Source organism: Neisseria sp. P0008.S002 (assembly GCF_051962805.1).
In the GTDB taxonomy this organism is placed as follows: domain Bacteria; phylum Pseudomonadota; class Gammaproteobacteria; order Burkholderiales; family Neisseriaceae; genus Neisseria; species Neisseria perflava.
On the sequence record NZ_JBQCUY010000001.1, the window covers coordinates 194,266 to 217,906 of the forward strand.

Sequence of the window (23,641 nt, forward strand, 5' to 3'; positions counted from 1 at the left end):
CGTTATCTACTTCCATAAAAAATACATCATGCATATTGTCGTTATCCCCTCTTGGTATCCTTCTTCCGAAACTGACGTGGACGGAATCTTTTTCCGCCTCCAAGCCCAAGCCCTGCAACGCGAAGGCATGAAAATCGGCATGGTCGTACCCATGTTCCGCTACTTGAGAAGCCAGCCGAAAACCATCTTCTCGCGCTTCTACGGCCTACGCCGCCATCAGCAAGGCGGACTCAACACTTACGCCTACGACAGCATGTATTTCTTCCCGCGCTGTCCGGTTGTCGATATCGACCGTATCCGCTGGGTCAATGCAGGCATGAAAGCTTTTGAAGCCTATATCGCAGACAACGGCAAACCCGACGTAATTCACGCCCATTGTGTCAACTACGCCGCCATTTTGGCCTGTGCCATCTTCAAAAAATACGGCATTCCCTATGTGATTACCGAACACAGCAGCGCCATTTCACGCGGCCTTGTCCGCAAAAACCAATGGCCGTCCATGCACGAAGCCGTGCGCCACAGCGCGGCCCGGTTCGCCGTCAGCCGTGATTTCTGCCGCATTCTCGAAAAAACCTACGCCGGTACAGACTGGCAATACCTGCCCAATATGCTGGGCGGCAATTTTGAACAGGATTTCGAGTTCCCCGAAAAAAACAATCAAGACTTTACCTTCTGCAGCGTCTCCCATCTGCGCCACCTCAAAGGCCACGACCTGCTCCTGCCTGCTTTTGCCGAAGCACTCAAAACTTATCCGCAGCTCAAACTCAAAATCGGCGGCGGCGGCGTAGAAGAAGGCCGTCTGAAACAGCTGGCAAGCGACTTGGGCATCAATCACGCCGTTACCTTTACCGGCGCATTAACCACCGACCAAACCCTAGACCTCATGCGCCACAGCAACGCATTCGTCCTCGCCAGCCGTACCGAGACCTTCGGCGTCGTCTATATCGAAGCACTGTCACAAGGTTTGCCCGTTATCGCCACACGTTGCGGCGGCCCCCAATCCATTGTTACTTCCGACAACGGCCTGCTGGTTCCAATCGAAAACATACCGGAACTGACCAAAGCATTGCTCACCCTCTACGAAAACCATGCACAATACGATCCCGTCCGCTTGCGCCAAGATTGCCTGCAACAATTCGGCAGCCGTGCCGTTGCGCAACACCTGATCGACACCTTCCAAAAAGTGCTTAATAAGTAGGCATAAACCATACAGGCCGTCTGAAATCCTTCAGACGGCCCGTCTTCTTCCAACAAAACAAATCTAGTGTAAAATTAAGACAATAACTAAACTTTTTGATTTAAAATCAATCCAAGGAAAAACTGTTACCTATAATAATATCCCCACATACATTATGCGCTATTACGGAACGATTACTCGCTGGAACAGCAAGCGCGGCTTCGGAGCCGCTACCATAGAAGATACAGGCCAAGAAATCTTTCTTGCCCTTGCCGCTTTCACCACCCTTACCCGCCTTCCGGCCGAAGGGCAACACATCTCCTTCAACATCACAGAAGGCCGACGCGGCCGCAAAGAAGCCGAAAACGTCTGCTTCGCCCTCGATTGCGCCGACTGCTTCGATGTCCTCGTCCCTCCCCCCGAAAAACCCCTCGCAGGCAAACAGGCCATCATCGGCCTGATTGCCGTTATCTTCGTCTGCAGCATTTTCGCCGCCTTGTGGTACGGCCTCCACTTTTCCGACAACACACCGGAAGAGCCGGCCGTTAAAAAACAAGAAACCATGGTTCACGAAGTAGCCGCCAAAATCGAAGCCGAACGCAAAGCATGGCGCGATGCCGTCAACGGCAGCAACCAACGCTCGGGGCAGCCTCAACGCACCAAAGATAATACTTCAAAACAATAACGCTGTATCCAATATAAAAAGGCCGTCTGAAAAAATGGGAAGATGAAATTATAGATTTCTTCCTCATTCTTTCAGACGGCCTTTGTTCCTACCTCAATTCGGCTCAGCCATTTCCAACGCTTGTTTGATGTCCACAGCCACAACACGCGATACGCCTTTTTCCTGCATGGTTACGCCGACGAGTTGTTCTGCCATTTCCATGGTCAGGCGGTTGTGGGAGATGTAGAGGAACTGGGTTTGCGCCGACATTTCTTTGACCAGGTTGCAGAAACGCGAGGTGTTGGCGTCGTCCAGCGGGGCGTCGACTTCGTCCAGAAGGCAGAAGGGGGCGGGGTTGAGGCTGAACAGGGCGAACACGAGGCTCATGGCGGTGAGGGCTTTTTCGCCGCCGGAGAGGAGGTGGATAGTGCTGTTTTTCTTGCCGGGCGGGCGCGCCATGATGGACACGCCGGCGGTCAGGAGGTCGTCGCCTATCATTTTGAGGGTAGCTTCGCCGCCGCCAAACAGGGTCGGGAAGAAGGTTTGGACTTTGCCGTTGACGGCATCGAAGGTTTCTTTGAAACGCTCTTTGGTTTTGTCGTCGATTTGGGCGATGGCTTCTTCCAAAAGGGAGATGGCGGCCTGTACGTCTTCGCTCTGGCTGCGGTAGTAGCCGTCGCGTTCGCGCGCTTCTTCAAGTTCTTGCAGGGCGGCAAGGTTGACGGCACCGAGGGCTTCGATTTGCTGGGTGAGGCTGCCGATGCTGCTGTTCAATACTTTCGGCGATTCTTTCGCCAACGCTTCAAGCGCGTCCAAATCGGCGGCGCGTTCGGTCAAGTTTTGATGGTAGCGTTTGGCATTAATCAGGGCTTCCTGCTGTTGCAACAGAGCGGTTTGGGTCGCGGCCTGAAGCTGTGGCAACTGGGTTTGCAGGGTTTGCACTTTAGCGTATTGCTCCCTGCCTTGCTCCTGAATCTGCGCAAGTTTTTCTTGTACGACAATATATTCTTCATCCAAGGTCTGTACGGCTTCGCTCAATTCTTCAAGCTTGATGTGCTGCTCGTCGTTTTGGAACTCGGTTTCATAGGCGAGGGCAAGTTCTTGTTGGCGTTCCTGCCAGTCGAAGGTTTGCTGTTCAAGCTGGGCGATTTGCTGCTGGTAGTTTTGTTTTTGCTGGTTGAGCTTGTGGACGGCGACTTCGGCAAGCCCGTATTGGCGGTTGGCTTCCAACAGGGCAAGCTGCGCCTGTTTCAGACGGCCTTGCTGCTCTTGGCGGCTATGTGCGGTGGTTTGCTGTTGGTGTTCGAGTTCGGCGGCGGCTTCCTGCAAAGTAACGATGTCGTCTGAAAGCCCGTCGGACGTGTGTTGCAATACGGTCTGTTCTTTCGCCAACTGCGCCAGTTCGCGCTCGATGTGTTCGCGGCGGATTTGCCCTTGGTTGGTGCGCGCCAAGAGTTCGGCGGCGCGTTGCTGCGCTTGACTGTATTGGCGCGTGTGCTGCTGTTGCTGCTGCATCAGGTTTTTGTGCTGCGTTTCGGACGAGCGCACGGCAACCTCCGCCTGTTTGAACGCGGCTTCGGCGGCAGAAAGTTCGGGGGCGAGGCTTTCCAGTTCGGACGCGATGCCGTCGAGACGCGCTTTTTGGGTAATCAGGCTTTCCTGCGCAGGTTTGGCATAAAGCAGGACGCTGACTTTATCGACCTGATGGCCTTCGGGCGTAAGCCAGATTTGATGTGCGCTCAAATCGCTTTGATGCGCGAGGGCGTAGCTCAAATCGGGCGCGCACAATATGCCGTCAAGCCAGTGGTGCAATGCCGTCTGAAACGGCGGCTGCGCTTGGATTTGGTTCAGCAATGCCTGTACGGGCAGGGATTTCTTGATACCGCCGGAGAGGTCGTCTGAAAGCCATGCAGCCTGCCCCTGCGGCAAAGGCGTGGGGGGAACGAAGCTGTGCGGTACGGAGCGGGCGTGCAGGCGTTCGGCAAGGATGACGGACAAGGCGTGCTGCCACTCGGCGGGTGCGATGATGTGTTGCCACAGTTGCGGCGCGGTGGCGTGGTCGGTTGCCTGCCAGAAGTCGGCGGCTTCCTGCTGTTGCGACAGGATTTGCGACAACGCCTGCTGCTGCGCCTGCAAGGTGATGTGTTGCTGCTTCAGGCTTTGGAAGCGGTTTGAGGCCGTCTGAAACGCTTCGCGGGCGGCGTGTAGGGCTTCTTCGGCGGCAATGATTTGTTCTTCGTAATGCTCTTGCTGGCTTTGCAACAAGGCGGAGGCTTCCTGCGCGGCGGCGGTCTCGGCTTCGTCGGGCAGGTTCAGGGCTTGGTTTTCCTGTTTCAGACGACCTTTGCGCTCTTCGTGTTTGGCAACGGTTTGTTCGGCATGGGTAAGCTGCTGCTGTTTCAACGCCAGTTCGCGGCGGATGCGGTTTGCCTCGTCCTGCTGGGTTTGGAAGGCGGCGTTGAGCGTGGCTTGTGCTTCTTCCAATTCGGGCAGACGCTCTTCGTGTTCGGCAACCTGCATCGCCCATTCCGCCAACTCGGTTTGCTTTTCTTCGACCTGCAACTCGTTTTCTTCCAGCTTGACGCGGATTTGCTGCTGTTCTTGATGGATGCGCTGCAACTGCGCCTGCGCTGCCTGCTTGTCGCGTTCGATGCGTTGGTGCAGGTTTTGCTGATGGCGGATTTGTTCTTCCAAACGGGCAATCTGCTCGCGCAACACACCGCGTTTGTTGCTCAATTCATGTACCGCCTGCTGTTGCGACTGTTCGGCGGTCTGCAAGGTGTGTACTTCGTCGTTTAATGCCTGAACCTGCGCGGCGGTTTCGTCCTGCTGCGCCTGCAAAGACTGATGCTGCGCGGTCGCTTTGTCGGCAGCGGCAAGCGATTGCTGCCATTGGGCGTAATCGAGCAAATCCTGTTGCTGGTTCAACTGCGCGGTCAGGGATTTGTAGCGTTCGGCGGTTTCCGCCTGTTTCTCGAGCTTTTCCACCTGACGCGCCAACTCGTTCTGCAAATCGCCCAAACGCTGTAAATGCTCGCGTGTGCCTTTCAGACGGCCTTCCGTCTCCTTACGGCGTTCCTTATATTTGGACACGCCCGCCGCCTCCTCGATATAGGCGCGCAACTCCTCCGGCCGCGCTTCGATGATGCGTGAAATCATCCCCTGCTCGATGACGGCATAACCGCGCGCGCCCACGCCCGTACCCAGAAACAAATCAGTAATGTCGCGGCGGCGCACGGTCTGATTGTTGATGAAATAAGTCGATTCTCCCTGACGCGTTAGCTGTCGCTTGATGCTCACCTCGGCATACTGCCCCCACGCCCCCTGCAAACTGTGGTCGCTGTTGTCAAACACCAGCTCCACCGAAGCCCTCGGCGCAGGACGGCGCGTCGCCGCACCGTTAAAAATCACGTCCTGCATACTCTCGCCGCGAAGCTGCTTCGCCGAAGCCTCGCCCAACACCCAGCGCACCGCGTCAATCACATTCGACTTGCCGCAGCCGTTCGGCCCGATGACCGCAACAAGCTGCCCCGGCACATGAATCGTAGTCGGGTCGGTAAAAGATTTGAAGCCGGAGAGTTTGATGTGGGTAAGGCGCATGGCAATGTTTCGAATCGGAAAAGAAGGCGTATTTTAACGGAAATACGCTTATCCGTTGAGAGAAAAGCATCCATAAAGTCCGACTGCTTTTTTATCTTCAAAAGGCCGTCTGAAAAGTTTGTTAAAAAGAAACAGACTAGCTATAGAACTCACTAAAATATTCAAAATAAATTCATATAAAACAATTAACTAAGAAAATATCCACCCAACCATCTTCCCTTTGATTAATTTTTGTACAGAAATGCAAACAAACTGTTTATTTTTTTATGATTTATGGTTATTATCAGATATTAAAGGTTTAAAAATCAGATAAACGATCTCTCCGACCTTTTAATCAAGCGAATAACCATACAGGGAATCTCATGTCAAACATCCAAACCAAACTTAAAACCATCGTTTTTACAGCCATCAGCGCAGCCATCTTGTCCGCATGCGGTGGTGGCGGAGGCGGCGGTTCATCTGCTTTAAGCACCGGCGCAACTCCTACCAATAATACCGGCAACTCTGCTGGCAACAATGGCAATCCTGCCAACAACAGCAATGCCAACACTCCGAAAGCTCCGTCTACTACGCTTACTAACAGTGCCGACAACCTTGCCGAACTGACCGATGAAGCTCCAATCGATCCGGCCAACGTTACCCAGCCTTTGCACACACATTTCATCTCTTCCAAAGGTGCACAGCAATCCAACCCTAACGTACAAATCCGCAAAGATGCCGCAGGCAAAATGTTCCAAACGGACAATCAAGACCGCAACCAAAATGGTCTGATCAGTTCTATTGACTTTAACAGCAATGATGAAGTCAAAATGGACGGCGTTGTATTATTTAATAAGACCTCTAATGGCAACGCAACCCAACCTACATGGACAAGTTACGCTTCTGTTATTGCCAAAGTATATTCAAAAGGCAATACTCAAACTGATGTCAGCGAACAAACGGGCAAGGAGAAAAATACCGAATTCGCATACGGCAAATCAACTTTGGATGACAAAATTGCTGAAGATTATAAAAAATTAAAGGCTGAAGAAGAAAAGCTTGAAAAAGAAGAAAATCCAGAAGCAGGTCCAGTTAACAATAAAAAAGTAACGGAGATCAAAGCAAAGATTGAAGAATTAAAGACTTCACACGCTAAAAATCTTGAAAATCGAACTAAACTAGCAGAAATTAATGAGAATGTTAGCAATAATCTAGCCTATTTCCGTCCAGACCAAGATGGCTTGGTATTCGACAAACAATTCGACGGTGTCTATGTCATCAATTTTGGCGATGGCACAGAAATTGTGTTGCATGATCCTTCTGCGGCCGGCTGGACATATCAAACCTTCGCGCATTACACCGACCCTAAAGGACATGTATACCAAGGCTACCAAAGCCTGGGCGATGAAACTGTCTTCACGACCCTGCCTGCTAAAGGTACAGCCACCTACAAAGGTATTTCTACTGCCTATGTGGTTACCGATAATAACAATCGTCAGTTGACTTCCAATGTCATGGCTATCGTTGATTTCGGCCTCAAAGGTATCCGTTTTGAAACATCAAACTCACACTTCCATACTTTGGAAAATGGTAAGCGCGTATCCAAAGCAGATAAAAACTACGATTTCAAAGGTACGGCAAGCTGGAAAGACGGCAACCTCTTCTCCGGCAAAGTCAGCACGGCCGATGACAAGTTAAGTGGCAACCTGAACGGCAAATTTTACGGCCCCAATGCTGCAGAAATTGGCGGCACTTACGGCTTGAAAAACAAAGATGCAACCGAACACTTAATCGGTGGCTATGGCGCGAAACGTCAATAAATCTACCTAAATAAAAAGGCCGTCTGAAGTTTCAGACGGTCTTTTGTTTTTTAACTTGGATTACACCGATACGGCTGCTTTGATGTGCGGATGCGGATCGTAGCCTTCCAATTCGAAGTCTTCAAATTTGAAGGCAAACAAGTCTTTGACTTCAGGGTTGATTTTCATGGTCGGCAGTTTTCGGAAATCACGGCTTAATTGCAGCTGGGCCTGCTCGATATGGTTGCTGTACAAATGCGCATCGCCAAACGTATGGATAAACTCACCGGCTTCCAGGCCGCACACTTGCGCCATCATCATGGTCAACAATGCGTAGCTGGCGATGTTGAACGGTACACCAAGGAAAATATCGGCGCTGCGTTGGTAAAGTTGGCAGGACAGTTTGCCGTTGGCAACGTAAAACTGAAACAGCGCGTGGCAAGGTGGTAAGGCCATTTCGTCGACCAAAGCCGGATTCCATGCCGATACAATCAGACGGCGCGAGTCGGGATTTTTCTTGATTTGTTCCACCACGTTGGCAATTTGGTCGATATGGCGGCCGTCGGGTGCAGGCCAACTGCGCCATTGGTAGCCGTAAACCGGGCCTAAATCGCCGTTTTCATCCGCCCATTCGTCCCAAATAGACACATTGTTGTCTTTCAGGTATTTGATGTTGGTATCGCCTTTAAGAAACCAAAGCAGCTCATGAATAATCGAGCGCAGATGCAGTTTTTTGGTGGTCAATAGCGGAAAGCCTTCACTCAAATCAAAACGCATTTGGTAACCGAACACGGAACGCGTGCCGGTGCCGGTACGGTCGGATTTGTCGATACCATTGTCGAGAACATGGCGCATAAGGTCGTGATAGGCTTTCATGTGTTTCCTTAATGTATGTGTTGTGGGAATTTCTTGTGTATTGTACCGAATTTTCAGACGGCCTGCCTCTCTGTCTTCAATGGGGCAACCTTCCCCATATTCGCGTAGTACACTCATTAACAATGTTGACAATTCAGCGCTAATTTACACAAATTTATGAGCTGAATTAAATTTTTACAAAAAAATTTTCAACATTTTCTAGTTTAATTACTCGGTATTTTATTTTTATTTAAATCTATTTAATAAAATATTTTTATATATTTTTAATTGAATTTAAAATATAATTCCATTTTTACAAATTGGTAAAAAAATAATGTCAACAATCTAGGTAAAATTTTTCTTGGCAAGTAAAATTTTTACAGCTATATTTCAAAACATAAATATTGAAATATCTCACTCAATAGGAGTAGAAAAATGACTGACCTGAACACCCTGTTTACCAATCTTAAACAACGCAACCCCAACCAAGAACCCTTCCACCAAGCTGTTGAAGAAGTGTTCATGAGTTTGGATCCGTTTTTGGCGAAAAACCCGAAATACACCCAACAAAGCCTACTTGAGCGTATTGTTGAACCGGAGCGCGTGATTATGTTCCGCGTCACTTGGATGGACGACAAAGGCCAAGTCCAAGTCAACCGCGGCTACCGCATTCAAATGAGCTCCGCCATCGGCCCTTACAAAGGCGGCTTACGCTTCCACCCGACCGTCGATTTGGGCGTGTTGAAATTCCTCGCTTTTGAACAAGTCTTCAAAAACGCGCTGACCACCCTGCCTATGGGCGGCGGCAAAGGCGGTTCCGACTTTGATCCTAAAGGCAAATCCGATGCCGAAGTAATGCGCTTCTGCCAAGCCTTTATGACCGAACTCTACCGCCACATCGGCGCCGATACCGACGTTCCTGCCGGCGACATCGGCGTAGGCGGCCGCGAAATCGGCTATCTGTTCGGCCAATACAAAAAAATCCGCAACGAATTTGCTTCCGTCCTGACCGGCAAAGGCCTCGAATGGGGCGGCAGCCTGATTCGCCCTGAAGCCACCGGCTACGGCTGCGTGTATTTTGCCCAAGCCATGTTGGAAACCCGCAACGACAGCATTGAAGGCAAACGCGTGTTGATTTCCGGCTCCGGTAACGTGGCGCAATACGCTGCCGAAAAAGCCATCCAACTGGGTGCAAAAGTATTGACCGTTTCCGACTCCAACGGCTTTGTCCTCTTCCCTGATAGCGGTATGACCGAAGCGCAACTGGCCGCTTTGATCGAGCTGAAAGAAGTACGCCGCGAACGCGTGGCCACTTACGCCAAAGAACAAGGCCTGCAATACTTTGAAAACCAAAAACCGTGGAACATTGCGGCCGAAGTTGCCCTGCCTTGCGCCACCCAAAACGAATTGGACGCAGACGCTGCCAAAATCCTGCTGGCAAACGGTTGCTATGTGGTTGCCGAAGGTGCGAACATGCCGTCAACTTTAGGCGCAGTCGAACAATTTATCAAAGCCGGCATCCTCTACGCTCCGGGCAAAGCCTCCAACGCCGGCGGCGTAGCAACTTCAGGTTTGGAAATGAGCCAAAACGCCATCCGCCTGTCTTGGACCCGTGAAGAAGTCGACCAACGCCTGTTCGACATCATGCACAACATCCACGAATCCTGCCTGAAATACGGCAAAGTCGGCGATAAAGTAAACTATGTCAACGGTGCGAACATTGCCGGTTTTGTCAAAGTAGCCGATGCTATGTTGGCACAAGGTTTCTAAACCTCTATCCAGCCAAACCAAAGGCCGTCTGTTTTCAGACGGCCTTTTTCTTTTCATGCAAATTTTATACGCCCAAATAACCTTCCCTGCTGGAAAGCCATCTTGCCAAATGCGCTTCGACGATTTCAGGGTTTTGTTCGATTAACATGGGCGCGATTTCGCGCGCTTGTTCCAAGAGGTGCAGGTCTTCTTCAAGATTGGCAAAACGCAGCATGGGGACGCCACTTTGGCGCGCGCCGAGAAATTCGCCGGGGCCGCGAATGTTGAGGTCTTGGTGGGCGATTTCGAAGCCGTCGGTGTGTTCGTAGATGACTTTCAGCCGCGCTTTAGCGAGTTCGCTCAAGGGTTCGGCAAACAGGAGGACGCACACGCTTTCTGCCGCGCCGCGCCCTACCCGCCCGCGTAATTGGTGCAGCTGCGCCAAGCCCATGCGTTCGGCGTGTTCGATCACCATCAGGGCGGCGTTGGGTACATCTACGCCGACTTCGATGACGGTGGTGGCGACCAAGACGTTCAGATGGCCTGCGGCAAACTGAGCCATGACTTCGGCTTTTTCGGCGGCCTTCATGCGCCCGTGTACCAAGCCGATGTTGAGTTCGGGCAAGGCTGCCTGAAGCTGGGCTAGGGTTTCGGTGGCGGTTTGCAGTTGCAGGGTTTCGCTTTCTTCAATCAGCGGGCAGACCCAGTATGCCTGCTGTCCTTTGCGGCAGATGTTGAGGACGAAGCCTTCGACTTCGGCGCGGCGGATGTTGTTGACTAGGCGGGTTTTAATCGGGGTGCGCCCGGGCGGCAATTCGTCGATGACGGACACGTCCAAGTCGGCGAAGAAACTCATGGCGAGCGTGCGCGGGATGGGCGTGGCGGACATCATCAGCTGGTGGACGTCGCGCCCTTTGCTTTTGAGGGCGAGACGTTGGGCAACGCCGAACCGGTGTTGTTCGTCCACAATCACCAAGCCCAGATTTTGGAACTCGACGTCGTCTGAAAACAGGGCGTGCGTGCCGACGGCGATTTTGACGGTGCCATCGGCGAGTTTGGCTTTGGCTTCATCTTTGGCTTTTTTGCGCTGGCTGCCGGAAAGCCAAACGACTTCAAGGCCTAACGGCTCAAGCCATTGTTTGAACTTGATAAAATGCTGTTCTGCAAGGATTTCAGTTGGTGCCATTACAGCCACCTGCGCGCCAGATTCAATGGCGGTCAAAGCAGACAAGGCGGCAACGATGGTTTTGCCACTGCCGACATCGCCTTGCAGCAGGCGGTGCATGGGGTGGGTTTGCGCCATATCGCGGCAGATTTCGGACACGACTCTTTCTTGGGCATCGGTCAGGGCAAACGGTAAGGCGTGGCGCAAGGCTTGAGTCAATATGCCGTCGCCGCCCAATGCCGTGGCTGAGCCGCTGACACGCTTCTGCCGCGCCAAGCGCATGGAAAGCTGTTGCGCCAAAAGTTCGTCGAATTTAAGCCGCTGCCATGCGGGTAGCGCGCCGTCGGAAAGCTGGTGGATGGTGAAACTCGGCGGCGGCGAATGCAAAAGGCGCAGGCTTTCGGCAAGGTGCGGTAGTTTCAGACGACTCAATAAGGCATCGGGCAGCGTGTCGTGTAGCGGCGTAACGTCCAACGCCGTCTGAATGATGCGACGCAAAGTGGGCTGGTTCAAACCATTTACGGTCGGATAAATCGGCGTGAGGCTTTCCGCCAAACCGCTGCTCTCGGCATCGCGGATTTTGGGATGAATCATCTCGTCGCCGTGAAACCCGTGTTTGATTTCGCCCACGGCTCGGATGCGTTTGCCGACCGCCATCTGTTTCTGGTTGCTGGCGTAAAAGTGGATGAAACGCAAAAAAAGGACGCTGCCGGAACCGTCGGCGATTTGGACAATCAGCTGCTTGCGCGGTTTGAACGTGACTTCCTGATGGATGACCTCGCCCTCAACCTGACACGGCACGCCGATCGGCGCATCCTTAATCGGCATGATGTGCGTCTCGTCCTCGTAACGCAGCGGCAGGTGCAACACCAAATCCCATGCGGTATGGAGGTTGAGTTTTTCGAGCTTCTTAGCAGAGACATCGGTAATTTTGAGCTGTTTTTGGGTTTCGGGCGTCATCTTAAAAGGCAGCTGATTGAAAGTTTGCTGTATTTTATCCGAAAACAAAAAGGCCGTCTGAACGCAATGTTTCAGACGGCCTTCAAAGCTGAATACTTGAAACGAATTAATATTTGAAAATACGCCGGCTATCGAATCAACTTCAGCCATTGTTAGGAAACAGCTTTCAAAAAAGAAGGATATTCAACCCATACTTTTATGAATTTAGCCAATAATGTTTACATACCCAATCATTATCCATTCTCTCTAGAAATGCCAATCCAATTTCAGTTTAACTGTCCGCGGTTCGCCATAGAAATTGTTTTGACCTCGCGTACGGTTGTAGTTATTTTCAAAATACGTCCTGTCAGCCAGGTTAGTTCCTATCAGGCTGATTCTGCCGTGTTTGTGAAAGTCATATTGAACAAAGCCATCTATAAGTCCGTAGCCTCCTTGGCGAATATTGTAAAGGCTACTTGTACGACTTTGTGCAGATATTCCGCCACCCAAGGTTAACTTAGTTTGAGGCAAGCGGTAGCTTGTACCGAGGCGGAACATATGTACCGGCGTGAAGTTACTGAAGTTATACGGGTCGGCAGTCGTATTTTTCTCCAACCGCTCCGCATTGACTTCTGCCGCATTTTTATACTTACTTTTGTTATATGTGTAGCCAACAAAAATACGCCAGTTTTCCGACAATTCGCCAGCCAATTCAAGTTCTGCACCGCTGCTCTTAACCTTACCCACAGGTTTAGCGATGGTTTGGAATGAGCCTCCGTTACTACTAGTATCAGGAACAAATCCGAAATCGACAACGGTACGGTTTTTCTGCTGTAAAACAAACAAGGCAAGCGAAGCATTCAGACGGCCTTGCAAGAACGACCCTTTCCAACCTATTTCATAGTTAGTCCCGATGAGTGGTGGAAGAACGGATTTGCTGGTTACATCAACGTTATCCTGTTGTTTAAAAATCTTAGTATAGCTGGCATACAAGCTTTGTTGCGGTGTCAGGTCGTAGGTAATGCCAGCATATGGCGTAAACCTATGGCTTTGCATTTTTGAGGTGTAATGCTCTTTGTCGATTTTGTTACTGCTCTCAGTTTGGAATGCCGTAGCAGGCTGGCCGTAGCGTACAGGCATTTCTTTGGCTTGTGTGGTTTCATAGCGCGTATAGTGCATACCACCCAAGAGATGCAGACGGTTGGTCGCATTAAAGCGCGTGCTGACAGTCAAAGAATGTGTTTTATTCGTGTTAAGGTATTTCGAATAATTGTATAACGCCGGAACATGATCATCTGCAACCTGAACAGTTTTCCACAGCGGTATTTTCAGATATTGGTTTGCCCATTTCAAATTTCCCTCTTCATCCCGCTCCTGTATTTTGTTTCCATTTGCATCCAATTCATAAACAGGATCTTGCACCATTACGCGCTCACCATTGTCGTTGACTGTCCAGACAGGCTTGCCCTCCGCATCCAAACGGGGAGTATATTTGGTAACATGCGCGCCACTGCATTCCGGCACATAGATTTTGTTATTACCTTTTTCGTTATAAATATGCCAATCTGGTTCGACAATGCCTTTTTCTAAAGGATTACGCTCCGGACCATCGGGATGAATGCCGCAACTGCCTGCACCTGCATAACCTTGAGGACGGACAAAATAACGGTTTTGATATATTTCCGTATAGGCAGAACGGATTTTTTCATTGTTATACGCATAGCCGACAAAGAAATCATGTTCTCGCCCAAGCAGGCGGTAGTTACCTGTCAGATCCAGCTTAAAGCCCCATTGCACATCATGTTTGGTATAGTGCAACGGCATGAAGTTGTAACGGCGGTTGTATGTGTGGCGAAGATTGTATGCTGAGTCGTATAGACGGTTGGGAAACAGGCCTTCTGCATTGTTAATAATGCCTTGCTTTGCAAGCTCCTTATCAACAAACTCTTTTTTATCTACTTCTACACCCGGATCCTGCCAGTCGTTGCACAGGAAATCCAAACCAATGTCCTGCATACATTGATCAAAACCTGCCCGACGTGCTGCCGCTCTTTGGGAGCGATATTGTTCAAAAGCAGATGCATCGAAACGATGGGCAACATAATCTGCTTTTTTCTCTTCATATGTTTTAGTGACACCATCACGATATTCTTTTAATTTTGCCAACGCCTTGTCTTTAGGCTCAAAAGGAATAACCTCCCCCTTCTCGGTTAAGAAACCCGTTGCCTCAGATGCTGAAATACCTGCCGCGTGTTCGTTTTTCAGAAAAAATTGTCCGACTTTGGCATCTGAATCATTATGCGTATAAGAAATTTCTGCATTGAGTTGCCATCCATTGTCAAAGACATGTTTGAAACCGGAAAAAATATTGTATTTATCAGCATTCAGGCGTGACCATGAGGTTTCACCCAAATAAGTTTTACGTGGCAATTTCAAAGGATTGTTACAGGCAGGACTGGAGCTGAAGGCCGCAGTTTTTTGATCCTCACAAGGTAAAATCACGCCGGCAAAATCGGGAATGTCTTTATTTTTCTGATAAGTGCCGCCCAATGTCAGCATACTGTTATCACTCAAATCCGTATCGATCACGCCATAAACCATGTCTTTCTTGTTCCATACACCCTCTTTAAAAGAACGGTGGTCCTCATGAACACCAACCAGCCTACCGCGTACCGTATGTTCATTATTCAAGCTTCCAGATACATCCAAAGCCAAACGCTTGCTGCCCCTATGGTCAGTGCTGATTTCACCTGTATGCTTAAACAGAGCTGTTGGCCGCTTACGGATTAAATTAATGGTTCCACCCGGTTCGGAATTGGATTGAGTAAGACCGGTTGCACCTCTAACAACCTCAATGTGATCATAAACAGCAAGGTCTGTGCTCGGTGAGACATCGATTTTTGCCGTATAGCCCGAACGTCCAGACACATTCGTGGTAATACCGTCTTCACCAATCTGATCAACATAGAAACCACGAGACAAAAAACGAGTTTGTAGACCCGAATCCCGAACCACGTTGATTCCCGTAGTGTTTTTCATTGCCTCTTCTAAAGAATATATTGCTTTATCATCTAGCTGCCGACGCGTCATTACGCTCACCGACTGCGGCGTATCCTTACCTGAAATACGCAAGCCAGTCGCCGTTGCCATCGTTCCGATTGTATAAGACTGACTGCGCTCGGTATTCCTTTGTGCCTGCCGTTTGCCACTGACCTTGACCGTATCCATGTCTACATGTTCCACTTCTTGATGTCCCGTATCTGCAAAAACAGTTTGGCAAGGCAGCACTAATAACAAACAAATTGTTTTCATTTGAAAATCAGGTTTCACAACTATTTCCTTAATTAATAGAATCTATTTATCTGCTAGATAAAAATTACAATTTATTGATTTTAAATGGTATATAACCTATAAAATTTAAAATTAGATCGTAATGATAAACGATATCATTATATACTTATTGCATTAATATATGAACTTTTTGTTATAGATTTTTTCTTATGTCCTGATTTTTAGATAAAAAAAGGCCGTCTGAACGCAATGTTTCAGACGGCCTCAATTTAGGTATAACGCGATTAAGCGTTAGCTTCCTGTTGTTGTTGGTAGATTGCTTCGAAGTTGATCGGAGCGAGTAATACAGGTGGGAAGCCGGCGCGGGTTACGCTGTTGGAAATGGCTTCGCGTGCGTAAGGGAACAGGATGTTTGGACAAGCAACGCCCAGCAGCAGTTGTACGTCTTCTTCAGGAATGTTTTCCAGACGGAAGATGCCGCTTTGGGTAACTTCGTTCAAGAACATGGTGCGCTCTTCGTTCAGTTTGGCAGTCACGGTAACGGTAACGTCAACGCTGTAGAAGCCGTCTTCCAGTTTGGTGTTGCCGGTAGAAACGCGCATATCGACTTCAGGCTCGCCTTGTTCCAAGAAGATTTGTGGTGCATGAGGCACTTCCAAAGACAAGTCTTTTACATACAGACGCTCAACGCTGAATACGGGTTGCAATTCTTCGCTCATTTTATTTTCCTAAGTTAAGGGTTAAGGATTCAGTAATTCGTCCAACTTGCCTTCCTGCTGCAAGCGGTACAAATCGGTAAAGCCACCGACATGGGTATCGCCGATAAAAATCTGCGGCACGCTGCGCTGGCCGGAAAGCTGCTGCATTTCGGCAAAAACTTCCGGATTGCCGTCGATGCGGATTTCGTTGATTTCTTTCACACCCACCGCCTGCAACAGCCTTTTCGCCATGGTGCAGTACGGGCAATATGGACCGGTATAAACAGTAACGGTTTGCATGATTTCTTCCAAAATACCAATGTTCATGACTATATGGGCATAAGCGTTATTTTACAAGTGTTCCCGCCGTACGGTTGTAAAAAACATTCAGACGGCCTCTTGGCCATAAACATTTGTGCAGATGCGGAAAAACCATAATTAAAGTATGATAAGCGCTTTCGCAGAATGACTTTTGCCATTTGTTTTTTGGAGAAGGACACATCGCAAAAGTTTTTCTATTCAAAATCAGGTATCCCCATGCTTTCAGGAATTCCCATCCCCAAGGACGCCGTGCGTCCGTCCGAAACCGTCCTCGTCAACATCACGCCGCAAGAAACGCGTGTGGCCGTTTTGGAAGAGAACAATATCTGCGAGCTGCACATCGAGCGCAACAGCGGCCACAGCTTGGTCGGCAATATTTATTTGGGCGTCGTCAAACGTGTCCTCCCCGGCATGCAAAGCGCGTTCATCGATATCGGATTGGAACGCGCCGCATTTCTGCATATCGTCGACGTCCTCGAACAACGCCGCAATCCGGACGAAACCCAACGCATCGAACACATGCTCTTTGAAGGCCAGTCTGTCTTGGTTCAGGTCATCAAAGACCCCATCAATACCAAAGGCGCGCGCCTATCCACCCAAATCTCACTGGCCGGCCGTTTCCTCGTCCATCTTCCGCAAGAAGACCACATCGGCATTTCCCAACGCATTGAAGACGATGCCGAACGCAGCAGTTTGAGGGAGCGCCTCAACAATCTGCTGCCCGAAAACGCCTGCCACGGCTACATCATCCGCACCAACGCTGAAAACGCCTCCGATGAGCAACTGCAATCAGACATCAACTATCTGACCAAAGTGTGGGAACACATTCAAAAACAAGCAAAAATCCAGCCGCCCGAAACCCTGCTCTATCAAGATTTGCCTTTGAGCCTGCGCGTTTTGCGCGATATGTTCAGCCTCGATACGCACAAAATCCTGGTCGACTCCACTGAAAACCACCGCCGCATGACCCAGTTTGCCGAACAATACGTTCAAGGTGCATTGGGCAGAATCGAACTGTTCAAAGGCGAACGCCCCCTATTTGAAACCCACAACATCGAGCAGGAAATCGCCCGCGCCCTACAACCGCGCGTCAACCTCAACTTCGGCAGCTACCTCATCATCGAGTCCACCGAAGCCATGACCACCATCGATGTCAACACCGGCGGCTTTGTCGGCGCGCGCAATTTTGATGAAACCATCTTCCGCACCAACCTCGAAGCCTGCCACACCATCGCCCGCGAACTTCGCCTGCGCAATCTCGGCGGCATCATCATCATCGACTTCATCGATATGGCGCAGGAAGTCCACCGCGAAGCCGTCCTGCAAGAGCTTGCCAAAGCCCTCGCCTTCGACCGTACCCGCGTTACACTCAACGGTTTCACCAGTTTGGGTTTGGTCGAGCTGACGCGCAAACGTTCACGTGAAAACTTAAGCCAAATCCTCTGCGAACCCTGCCCTTCCTGCCAAGGCCGGGGCCGTCTGAAAACGCCGCAAACCGTGTGCTACGAAATCCAACGCGAAATCGTCCGCGAAGCGCGCCGCTACGATGTCCAAGCCTTCCGCATCTTGGCCGCTCCAAATGTCATCGACTTGTTCCTAGATGAGGAATCGCAATCGCTGGCCATGTTGATAGACTTTATCGGCAAACCGATTTCGCTGGCTGTCGAAACCGCCTACACGCAGGAACAATACGATATTGTGTTGCTGTAAAGATAAGGCCGTCTGAAAACTTTTCAGACGGCCTTCTTGTTTGAGCAAATAAAGATTACGGTTTCACTACTTTACCGTTGATTTTGACGGAAGTCAGTTTCAGGTTGTAGGTTTTACCGTCATCGGTATAGCTGATTTGCGCAGGGATATTGTCGATATCGGAAGCAAAAGAGTAAGTCACGGTATCGTCGCCGCGACGGACGCGATATTTGCTCACAGGCGTTGTACCGCCGTTCAGCTTATAGCTTTCGCTGCCGATTTTGTTCATGCTGCCGACGGTGTACAGTTTTTTACCGTTGGTAATTTTCAAACCTGACGGCAGGCGCACGTCATTGGCGGCCAGTTGCCATGCCAAAGTGAACAAGTCCATGGCCGGGCCGGATTTTTCGGTTTTCAAATCACCTGCTTTGCCGTAAGTGATGTTGCCGCCGGAGAATTTGGCCTCGGCATACACTTTGCCGCCGCGCACATCTTTGTAGTAAGACGGATTCAAGGTCGTGCCGTTGATGCTGCCGCCGGATTCAAAGCGGATATTGTAAAGCGGTACTTTGATGGTAGAGACGATTTTGTATTGGTTGCCGCTGCGTGTGAAGGTCATGGTCGCAGGAATACCGTAGCTGCCTGAGTATTGCAAAACGGCAGATTGCGGCAATTCAGCGGCTTGCGCGCCGATGGAGGCTGTAAATAGGGAAAGTGTCAGCAGGGTTGTTTTAATCGGATTCATGATGTTTTCCTTGTGTGTATGGTGTTTCAATCAAGCCAGCAGGCTTTGACCGGCGGCATTGCGTTGTGCATTCAAAACGCGGTTGCCTTCGATTTTCAGACGGCCTGCAACAAAATCGGCAACGGCTTGCGGAAACAGCTGGTGTTCAACCGTCAGCACGCGTGCGGCAACGTCGTCGGCAGTATCGCCGTCCAAAATAGGAACAATGCCTTGTGAAATAATCGGGCCGCAATCCAGCTCGGGCGTCACGAAATGGATGGTGCAGCCTGCCACTCGGCAACCTGCTTCCAATGCGCGTTCGTGGGTGTGCAGACCGGTGAAAGAAGGCAGGATGGACGGATGGATGTTGATCAGGCGGTTTTCATAATGTGCGCAGAACTCCGGAGTCAAAATGCGCATAAAGCCCGCCAATACAACCAAATCCGGCTGATAGGCATCGATTTTCTCCATCATTGCCTGATCAAATGCCAGACGCGAGTCGAAATTTTTATGGTTCAAACTGTCAGTGGCTATACCGCGTTCTGCCGCCCATGCCAATCCGGCTGCGGTCTCGCTGTTGCTCAATACGGCTGCAATGTTGGCATCGGGAATATCGGCATTCACAATCGCCTGCATATTGCTGCCGCGTCCGGAAATAAGGATGACGATATTTTTCATCATAATTCCTTGTTGGTTTGGAACAAAGGCCGTCTGAAACGGAATTTTTCAGACGGCCTTTTATCCGTTGTTTAAGGGCGTAAGCCTTGATTCGGATTATTGAACTTTTTGTACGTCAACTTGTACAGGTTGTTGCGCAGCAGCATCAGGCGCGCCGACTTTAACCAGTTTCACGTCAAATACCAAAGTAGCGTTCGGGCCGATTTTATCGCCGGCACCCACTTCGCGGTAAGCCAATTTGGCAGGGATATAGAATGTTGCTTCGCCGCCTTCTTTCAAGAGCTGGATACCTTCAGTCCAACCTGGGATTACTTGGCTTACAGGGAAGCTTACTGGGCCGCCGTTAGCTTTGCTGCTGTCAAATACGGTACCATCAATCAGACGGCCTTCGTATTCAACGGTAACCATATCGTCTTTAGTTGGTTTTTTACCTTCGCCTTCTTTGGTGATTTTGTATTGCAGACCGGAAGCGCTGGTTTTCACGCCTTCTTTAGTCGCGTTTTCTTTCAAGAACGCTTCGCCTTTTTCCAAGTTCACTTTGGCATCTTCAGCACGTTTGGCAGTAGCTTTTTCTTGTTGCTCTTGCAGGAATTTCATCATCACTTCCTGAGCTTGGGCTTCAGTCATTTTGACTTCTTTACCTTCAAACATGGCTTCCATGGCTTCGGTGAAGACTTTCAAATCGATTTCTGTGCCTTGGTCTTTCATTTGTTTCAATGAACGGCCGATGTCCACACCCATTGCGTAGCTGGCTTGTTGGGCAGTAGAACCGATGGCAGAAGCATCTGCAGTCGCATTTGAAGCTGCGGAAGCAGCAGGGGCATCTTTAGCGGCAGTGTCTTTTTGGTTGCAAGCAGTCAGTGCCAACAAAGCAGACAAAGCCAATGCGCTGAATTTGAAAGTTTTGTTCATGATTATGTCTTTTCCGGAAAGGTCAAAAAAGGGGATTATAGCTGAGTTTGATTGAAATGGAATCAAGGTGGATTAAAATTTGTAAAGGCTCTTATCAAAAACATTAAGGCCGTCTGAAAACAGGTTTCAGACGGCCTACTCTTAGCTATTGGTCAAACGATTAATACCAGCCGCGCAGTTTCATTGCCTTTTCAACACGACGGATACTCATCATGTAAGAAGCGGTACGCAGGTCGACATCGTATTCTTGAGCCAAGTTCCAAATATCGCGGAACGCACGGCGCAGAACCACGGTTTCTTTCTCTTGAACTTCGTCAAACTCCCAGTAGTAGCCTTGCAGGTTTTGTACCCATTCAAAATAGGACACAACCACGCCGCCGCAGTTTGCCAAAATGTCAGGAACAACCAATACGCCGTTTTGACGCAGAATAACGTCGGCTTCAGGAGTAGTCGGGCCGTTTGCGCCTTCAACCACGATTTTCGCGCGGACTTTGCCTGCATTTTCGGAAGTCAATTGATTTTCCAATGCACAAGGGGCGAGTACGTCCACATCCAAAGCCAAAAGTTCGGCATTGCTGATTTCTTTACCGTAGCCGGCTTCATTGGTGATGAAACCTTTGGTTTGGAATTCTTTAATGATTGCTTCCATATCCAAGCCGTTTTCGTTGTAGATGGCAACGTCAACAGTAGATACGGCAACGATTTTCGCACCGGCTTTGTGTGCATAGTAACCGGTGTGGTAGCCCACATTACCGAAACCTTGAATGGCGTAAGTGGCACCTTTCACGTCTTTGCCCAGTTTTTCCAAAGCTTGGACGGCGGCGAAGTTTACGCCGTAACCGGTGGCTTCGGTGCGCGCCAAGGAACCGCCAAACTCAACCGGTTTGCCGGTAAACACGCCCGGTGCAGAATGTTTCACGACGTTTTCATAGGCATCAACCATCCAAGACATGATTTTGCCGTTGGTGTTCACATCAGGGGCGGGAATGTCGATTTTCTCGCCGATCAGCGGAGAAATGGCTTCGGAATAAGCGCGGGCGATGCGTTCCAATTCTGCTTCGGAATAGTTACGCGGATCCAAAGTAATACCGCCTTTACCGCCGCCGTAAGGAATACCGGCTACACAGCATTTGATGGTCATCCAAATAGACAGTGCTTTGACTTCGTCCAGATTTACATTGGGATGGAAACGCACGCCGCCTTTGTAAGGGCCGACGGCGTTATTGTGTTGGGAACGGTAACCGGTGAAATTTTCTACTGTACCGTTGTCGAGTTTGACAGGGAAGTTCACTTCCAAAACACGTTGCGGCTTTTTCAAGATTTCAAATACTGCCGGGTCGGCATTCAGGCGATCGCAGGCAATTTTTACTTGTTTTTGTGCAATTTCAAACGGATTCAGTGTTTCTTTAACAGCAGATGCGGACATGTATTTTTCCTTTTCATACACATGATTAGACGAGAGCCATACTTGTTACTATATACAAAAACAGGAAAAAATGTAATAGCATGTAGTCGATAAAAAGCAAATCCATTCATTTATATATAAATTTAGTTTGAGGCCGTCTGAAAATATCGGTACGCCGACCAAAAAATTTTCAGACGGCCTAGTATAAATGCTCATCAAACCATTCAAAAAAACACTCAAACCCTTTGTTTTTTAATGCCTACCAAACCGCCCTTTTTGTTGACAAAATCCCTTCCACATTACCAACAGACGGACAGACTTACACCAGCAAAAATTGTTAACAATTTAAACAAATATCCCATTAAAGAATCAGCAAAACATCGGCAAATCAGGCAAACAATGTTAAAATAAGCGCTTAAATAATATGACAGAAAGCTACTCAATGACCACTGCTGCCTTAGAACACGTTCAAGCCGTTGCCTTTGATTTGGACGGTACCTTATGTGATTCCGTTCCCGATTTAGCCGCAGCAGCCCAAGCCATGTGTGCGCACTTGGGTTTACCTGTTTTGCCTACCCAAACGGTTGAAAGTTATGTCGGCGACGGCATCAGCAAGTTGGTTCATCGCGTCATTAGCAATGATCGTGAAAAAGAAGCCGATCCTGAAATCTGGGAAAAAGGTTTTGTGTTCTTTATGAAATATTATCGCGAGCACTTGAGCGACTTTACCCGCCCCTACCCTGAAACCGAAGCCGGTCTCGGCCTGCTCAAGTCCTTGGGTATTCCATTGGTTGTCATTACCAACAAAAACGAAGTGCTGGCAGCCGAGCTGCTGAAACAGCTCAATCTCGACGGCTATTTCAGCTTGGTTCTTGGCGGAGACAGCCTGACTGAGAAAAAACCCAGCCCATTGCCGCTTCAACATGCGGCTGAAGTTTTGGGCATCGATGTTGCGAATATGCTGATGGTGGGCGACTCCAAAAATGACATTATTGCCGCCAAAGCGGCCGGTTGCTTCAGCGTCGGCATAACATTCGGCTACGGCGACATGACCTTGCTCTCTCAAGACAAAGCGACCAAACCTGATTTGTTGATTCGCGCCCTGCCTGAAATCTACGAAAATCTGCAACCGCAAAAAAACAAAGACAAAGAATAATTCGGCTTTATTTTCAGACGGCCTTTTCGGTGCTTTCACCTAATCAGGCCGTCTGAAATGTAATTCAATGTAGTTAAAATCCCTCCCCTTCCATATCCCATGAAACCTCCCAAAACCTTACGTTCCCGCGCCTTGGATATTCTTTCCCGTCAGGAAGTCAGCCGTGTTGGCTTGAAACGCAAACTGGCTCCTCACTCAGAAAGCGAAGAAGAATTGGAAAAGGTTTTGGACGAATTTGCCGAACGGAATTGGCAATCCGACCAACGTTACGCAGAAGCCTATATTCACAGCAAAAGCAACCGTTACGGCACACTCCGCCTCAAGCAAGCTTTGGCGCAACAAGGTATCGATGCAGATGACTGTCGGGAGTTCCTACCCGATAGGGAGGACGAGCTGCAAACCGCCATTTCCGTCTTGCGTAAAAAATTCAAGCAAGAAGCTCAAGATTTGAAAGAAAAACAAAAACAGGCGCGTTTCCTTGCCTATCGCGGCTTTGGTGCTGACACCATTCAGACGGCCTTAAAAACCGCGTGGAATAAAGACGAAGACTTCTATCAATAATCATTCCCACTTGAAACTTTGCTTCTATCGGCGTACCCTTACGCTTTTATTCAATAATTCAATCAGAGCTTCATCATGTCCGACAAACCGCACGATACACCTAATCCCCTACTCGAAGATGAACGCAAAAACCCTGTTTACCGCTTGGGTCAGGCAGTAGCCGGATTCATGTTGCTGGTTTGGGCCGGCGTTTTGGCCTTAGTTTTCTTCTTGGTTTTCCGTTTTTGGTTGAGTTAAATCCAGCCTGAAGCATTATTTTTCTTCAAAACAAACTGACAA

At 49.4% G+C, this 23,641-nt stretch carries 18 protein-coding genes; 8 read left to right on the forward strand and 10 right to left on the reverse strand.

From position 1 onward, the window contains the following. Nucleotides 1–28 precede the first annotated feature (28 nt). A complete protein-coding gene (locus ACTHSA_RS00970) occupies nucleotides 29–1,198 on the forward strand; it encodes a glycosyltransferase (RefSeq protein WP_440378782.1) in 1,170 nt (389 codons plus the stop codon). 154 nt (nucleotides 1,199–1,352) lie between these two features. Next, a complete protein-coding gene (locus tag ACTHSA_RS00975; RefSeq protein ID WP_440378783.1) occupies nucleotides 1,353–1,862 on the forward strand; it encodes a cold-shock protein in 510 nt (169 codons plus the stop codon). A gap of 93 nt (nucleotides 1,863–1,955) precedes the next feature. On the opposite strand, the gene smc is transcribed toward ACTHSA_RS00975, so the two are convergent. Further along, on the reverse strand, nucleotides 1,956–5,441 hold the full coding sequence (smc, locus tag ACTHSA_RS00980; protein WP_107848808.1) for a chromosome segregation protein SMC: 3,486 nt from the start codon (nucleotides 5,439–5,441) through the stop codon (nucleotides 1,956–1,958). A gap of 362 nt (nucleotides 5,442–5,803) precedes the next feature. Here smc and ACTHSA_RS00985 point away from each other — a divergent pair, with 362 nt between their 5' ends. Next, the gene (locus ACTHSA_RS00985) at nucleotides 5,804–7,240 is read left to right on the forward strand and encodes a transferrin-binding protein-like solute binding protein (RefSeq protein WP_004519414.1); all 1,437 of its coding nucleotides are present in this window, start codon (nucleotides 5,804–5,806) and stop codon (nucleotides 7,238–7,240) included. A 60-nt stretch (nucleotides 7,241–7,300) separates the two neighbouring features. Here the strand turns inward: ACTHSA_RS00985 and ACTHSA_RS00990 are convergent, their stop codons facing one another. Next, complete coding sequence (locus ACTHSA_RS00990; RefSeq protein ID WP_039861983.1) at nucleotides 7,301–8,095, reverse strand: thymidylate synthase; 795 nt, start codon at nucleotides 8,093–8,095, stop codon at nucleotides 7,301–7,303. A gap of 414 nt (nucleotides 8,096–8,509) precedes the next feature. Between ACTHSA_RS00990 and gdhA the strand changes: the two genes are divergently transcribed. Then, nucleotides 8,510–9,844, forward strand: a complete 1,335-nt coding sequence (gene gdhA / locus ACTHSA_RS00995) for an NADP-specific glutamate dehydrogenase (RefSeq protein WP_003745850.1) — start codon at nucleotides 8,510–8,512, stop codon at nucleotides 9,842–9,844. A 64-nt stretch (nucleotides 9,845–9,908) separates the two neighbouring features. Here gdhA and recG read toward each other — a convergent pair whose 3' ends face one another. The 4 genes from recG to grxC all read right to left on the reverse strand — a co-directional run bounded on the left by recG (nucleotide 9,909) and on the right by grxC (nucleotide 16,216). After that, the gene (gene recG, locus ACTHSA_RS01000) at nucleotides 9,909–11,948 is read right to left on the reverse strand and encodes an ATP-dependent DNA helicase RecG (RefSeq protein ID WP_039862031.1); all 2,040 of its coding nucleotides are present in this window, start codon (nucleotides 11,946–11,948) and stop codon (nucleotides 9,909–9,911) included. A gap of 246 nt (nucleotides 11,949–12,194) precedes the next feature. Continuing rightward, nucleotides 12,195–15,239, reverse strand: a complete 3,045-nt coding sequence (locus tag ACTHSA_RS01005; protein WP_004519409.1) for a TonB-dependent siderophore receptor — start codon at nucleotides 15,237–15,239, stop codon at nucleotides 12,195–12,197. Between the two features lie 263 nt (nucleotides 15,240–15,502). Next, entirely contained in the window at nucleotides 15,503–15,937 is a 435-nt protein-coding gene (gene secB / locus ACTHSA_RS01010; RefSeq protein ID WP_003745844.1) for a protein-export chaperone SecB, read from the reverse strand. A 21-nt stretch (nucleotides 15,938–15,958) separates the two neighbouring features. Then, the gene (gene grxC / locus ACTHSA_RS01015) at nucleotides 15,959–16,216 is read right to left on the reverse strand and encodes a glutaredoxin 3 (protein WP_003684090.1); all 258 of its coding nucleotides are present in this window, start codon (nucleotides 16,214–16,216) and stop codon (nucleotides 15,959–15,961) included. Nucleotides 16,217–16,453: 237 nt separating this feature from the next. Between grxC and ACTHSA_RS01020 the strand changes: the two genes are divergently transcribed. Further along, nucleotides 16,454–17,947, forward strand: a complete 1,494-nt coding sequence (locus ACTHSA_RS01020; protein ID WP_070625888.1) for an Rne/Rng family ribonuclease — start codon at nucleotides 16,454–16,456, stop codon at nucleotides 17,945–17,947. Nucleotides 17,948–18,002: 55 nt separating this feature from the next. On the opposite strand, the gene ACTHSA_RS01025 is transcribed toward ACTHSA_RS01020, so the two are convergent. The 4 genes from ACTHSA_RS01025 to ACTHSA_RS01040 all read right to left on the reverse strand — a co-directional run bounded on the left by ACTHSA_RS01025 (nucleotide 18,003) and on the right by ACTHSA_RS01040 (nucleotide 21,666). Continuing rightward, nucleotides 18,003–18,671 carry a DUF3108 domain-containing protein gene (locus tag ACTHSA_RS01025; protein WP_070625890.1) on the reverse strand — a complete coding sequence of 223 codons (669 nt, stop codon included), beginning with the start codon at nucleotides 18,669–18,671 and terminating at the stop codon, nucleotides 18,003–18,005. Nucleotides 18,672–18,701: 30 nt separating this feature from the next. Continuing rightward, complete coding sequence (purN, locus tag ACTHSA_RS01030; RefSeq protein WP_049344053.1) at nucleotides 18,702–19,328, reverse strand: phosphoribosylglycinamide formyltransferase; 627 nt, start codon at nucleotides 19,326–19,328, stop codon at nucleotides 18,702–18,704. A gap of 96 nt (nucleotides 19,329–19,424) precedes the next feature. Further along, a complete protein-coding gene (locus ACTHSA_RS01035) occupies nucleotides 19,425–20,240 on the reverse strand; it encodes an FKBP-type peptidyl-prolyl cis-trans isomerase (protein ID WP_070607922.1) in 816 nt (271 codons plus the stop codon). A 160-nt stretch (nucleotides 20,241–20,400) separates the two neighbouring features. After that, complete coding sequence (locus ACTHSA_RS01040; RefSeq protein WP_070504425.1) at nucleotides 20,401–21,666, reverse strand: Glu/Leu/Phe/Val family dehydrogenase; 1,266 nt, start codon at nucleotides 21,664–21,666, stop codon at nucleotides 20,401–20,403. Nucleotides 21,667–22,087: 421 nt separating this feature from the next. Here ACTHSA_RS01040 and ACTHSA_RS01045 point away from each other — a divergent pair, with 421 nt between their 5' ends. From ACTHSA_RS01045 to ACTHSA_RS01055, 3 genes are all read left to right on the forward strand, one after another. Continuing rightward, entirely contained in the window at nucleotides 22,088–22,801 is a 714-nt protein-coding gene (locus ACTHSA_RS01045) for a phosphoglycolate phosphatase (RefSeq protein ID WP_049335455.1), read from the forward strand. Between the two features lie 99 nt (nucleotides 22,802–22,900). Beyond that, entirely contained in the window at nucleotides 22,901–23,362 is a 462-nt protein-coding gene (gene recX / locus ACTHSA_RS01050) for a recombination regulator RecX (protein ID WP_049335453.1), read from the forward strand. Between the two features lie 75 nt (nucleotides 23,363–23,437). Next, complete coding sequence (locus ACTHSA_RS01055) at nucleotides 23,438–23,599, forward strand: hypothetical protein (protein WP_039861975.1); 162 nt, start codon at nucleotides 23,438–23,440, stop codon at nucleotides 23,597–23,599. Nucleotides 23,600–23,641: the final 42 nt, after the last annotated feature.

Bases quoted from the DNA above. Each gene is read 5' to 3' on its own strand.
- gdhA (WP_003745850.1), top strand. From the start codon at position 8,510: ATGACTGACCTGAACACCCTGTTTACCAATCTTAAACAACGCAACCCC.
- ACTHSA_RS00985 (WP_004519414.1), top strand. From the start codon at position 5,804: ATGTCAAACATCCAAACCAAACTTAAAACCATCGTTTTTACAGCCATC.
- ACTHSA_RS01040 (WP_070504425.1), bottom strand. From the start codon at position 21,666: ATGTCCGCATCTGCTGTTAAAGAAACACTGAATCCGTTTGAAATTGCA.
- recX (WP_049335453.1), top strand. From the start codon at position 22,901: ATGAAACCTCCCAAAACCTTACGTTCCCGCGCCTTGGATATTCTTTCC.
- ACTHSA_RS01005 (WP_004519409.1), bottom strand. From the start codon at position 15,239: ATGAAAACAATTTGTTTGTTATTAGTGCTGCCTTGCCAAACTGTTTTT.
- ACTHSA_RS01055 (WP_039861975.1), top strand. From the start codon at position 23,438: ATGTCCGACAAACCGCACGATACACCTAATCCCCTACTCGAAGATGAA.
- ACTHSA_RS00970 (WP_440378782.1), top strand. From the start codon at position 29: ATGCATATTGTCGTTATCCCCTCTTGGTATCCTTCTTCCGAAACTGAC.
- grxC (WP_003684090.1), bottom strand. From the start codon at position 16,216: ATGCAAACCGTTACTGTTTATACCGGTCCATATTGCCCGTACTGCACC.
- ACTHSA_RS01045 (WP_049335455.1), top strand. From the start codon at position 22,088: ATGACCACTGCTGCCTTAGAACACGTTCAAGCCGTTGCCTTTGATTTG.
- purN (WP_049344053.1), bottom strand. From the start codon at position 19,328: ATGAAAAATATCGTCATCCTTATTTCCGGACGCGGCAGCAATATGCAG.
- ACTHSA_RS01035 (WP_070607922.1), bottom strand. From the start codon at position 20,240: ATGAACAAAACTTTCAAATTCAGCGCATTGGCTTTGTCTGCTTTGTTG.
- ACTHSA_RS01020 (WP_070625888.1), top strand. From the start codon at position 16,454: ATGCTTTCAGGAATTCCCATCCCCAAGGACGCCGTGCGTCCGTCCGAA.
- secB (WP_003745844.1), bottom strand. From the start codon at position 15,937: ATGAGCGAAGAATTGCAACCCGTATTCAGCGTTGAGCGTCTGTATGTA.
- ACTHSA_RS00990 (WP_039861983.1), bottom strand. From the start codon at position 8,095: ATGAAAGCCTATCACGACCTTATGCGCCATGTTCTCGACAATGGTATC.
- smc (WP_107848808.1), bottom strand. From the start codon at position 5,441: ATGCGCCTTACCCACATCAAACTCTCCGGCTTCAAATCTTTTACCGAC.
- ACTHSA_RS00975 (WP_440378783.1), top strand. From the start codon at position 1,353: ATGCGCTATTACGGAACGATTACTCGCTGGAACAGCAAGCGCGGCTTC.
- recG (WP_039862031.1), bottom strand. From the start codon at position 11,948: ATGACGCCCGAAACCCAAAAACAGCTCAAAATTACCGATGTCTCTGCT.
- ACTHSA_RS01025 (WP_070625890.1), bottom strand. From the start codon at position 18,671: ATGAATCCGATTAAAACAACCCTGCTGACACTTTCCCTATTTACAGCC.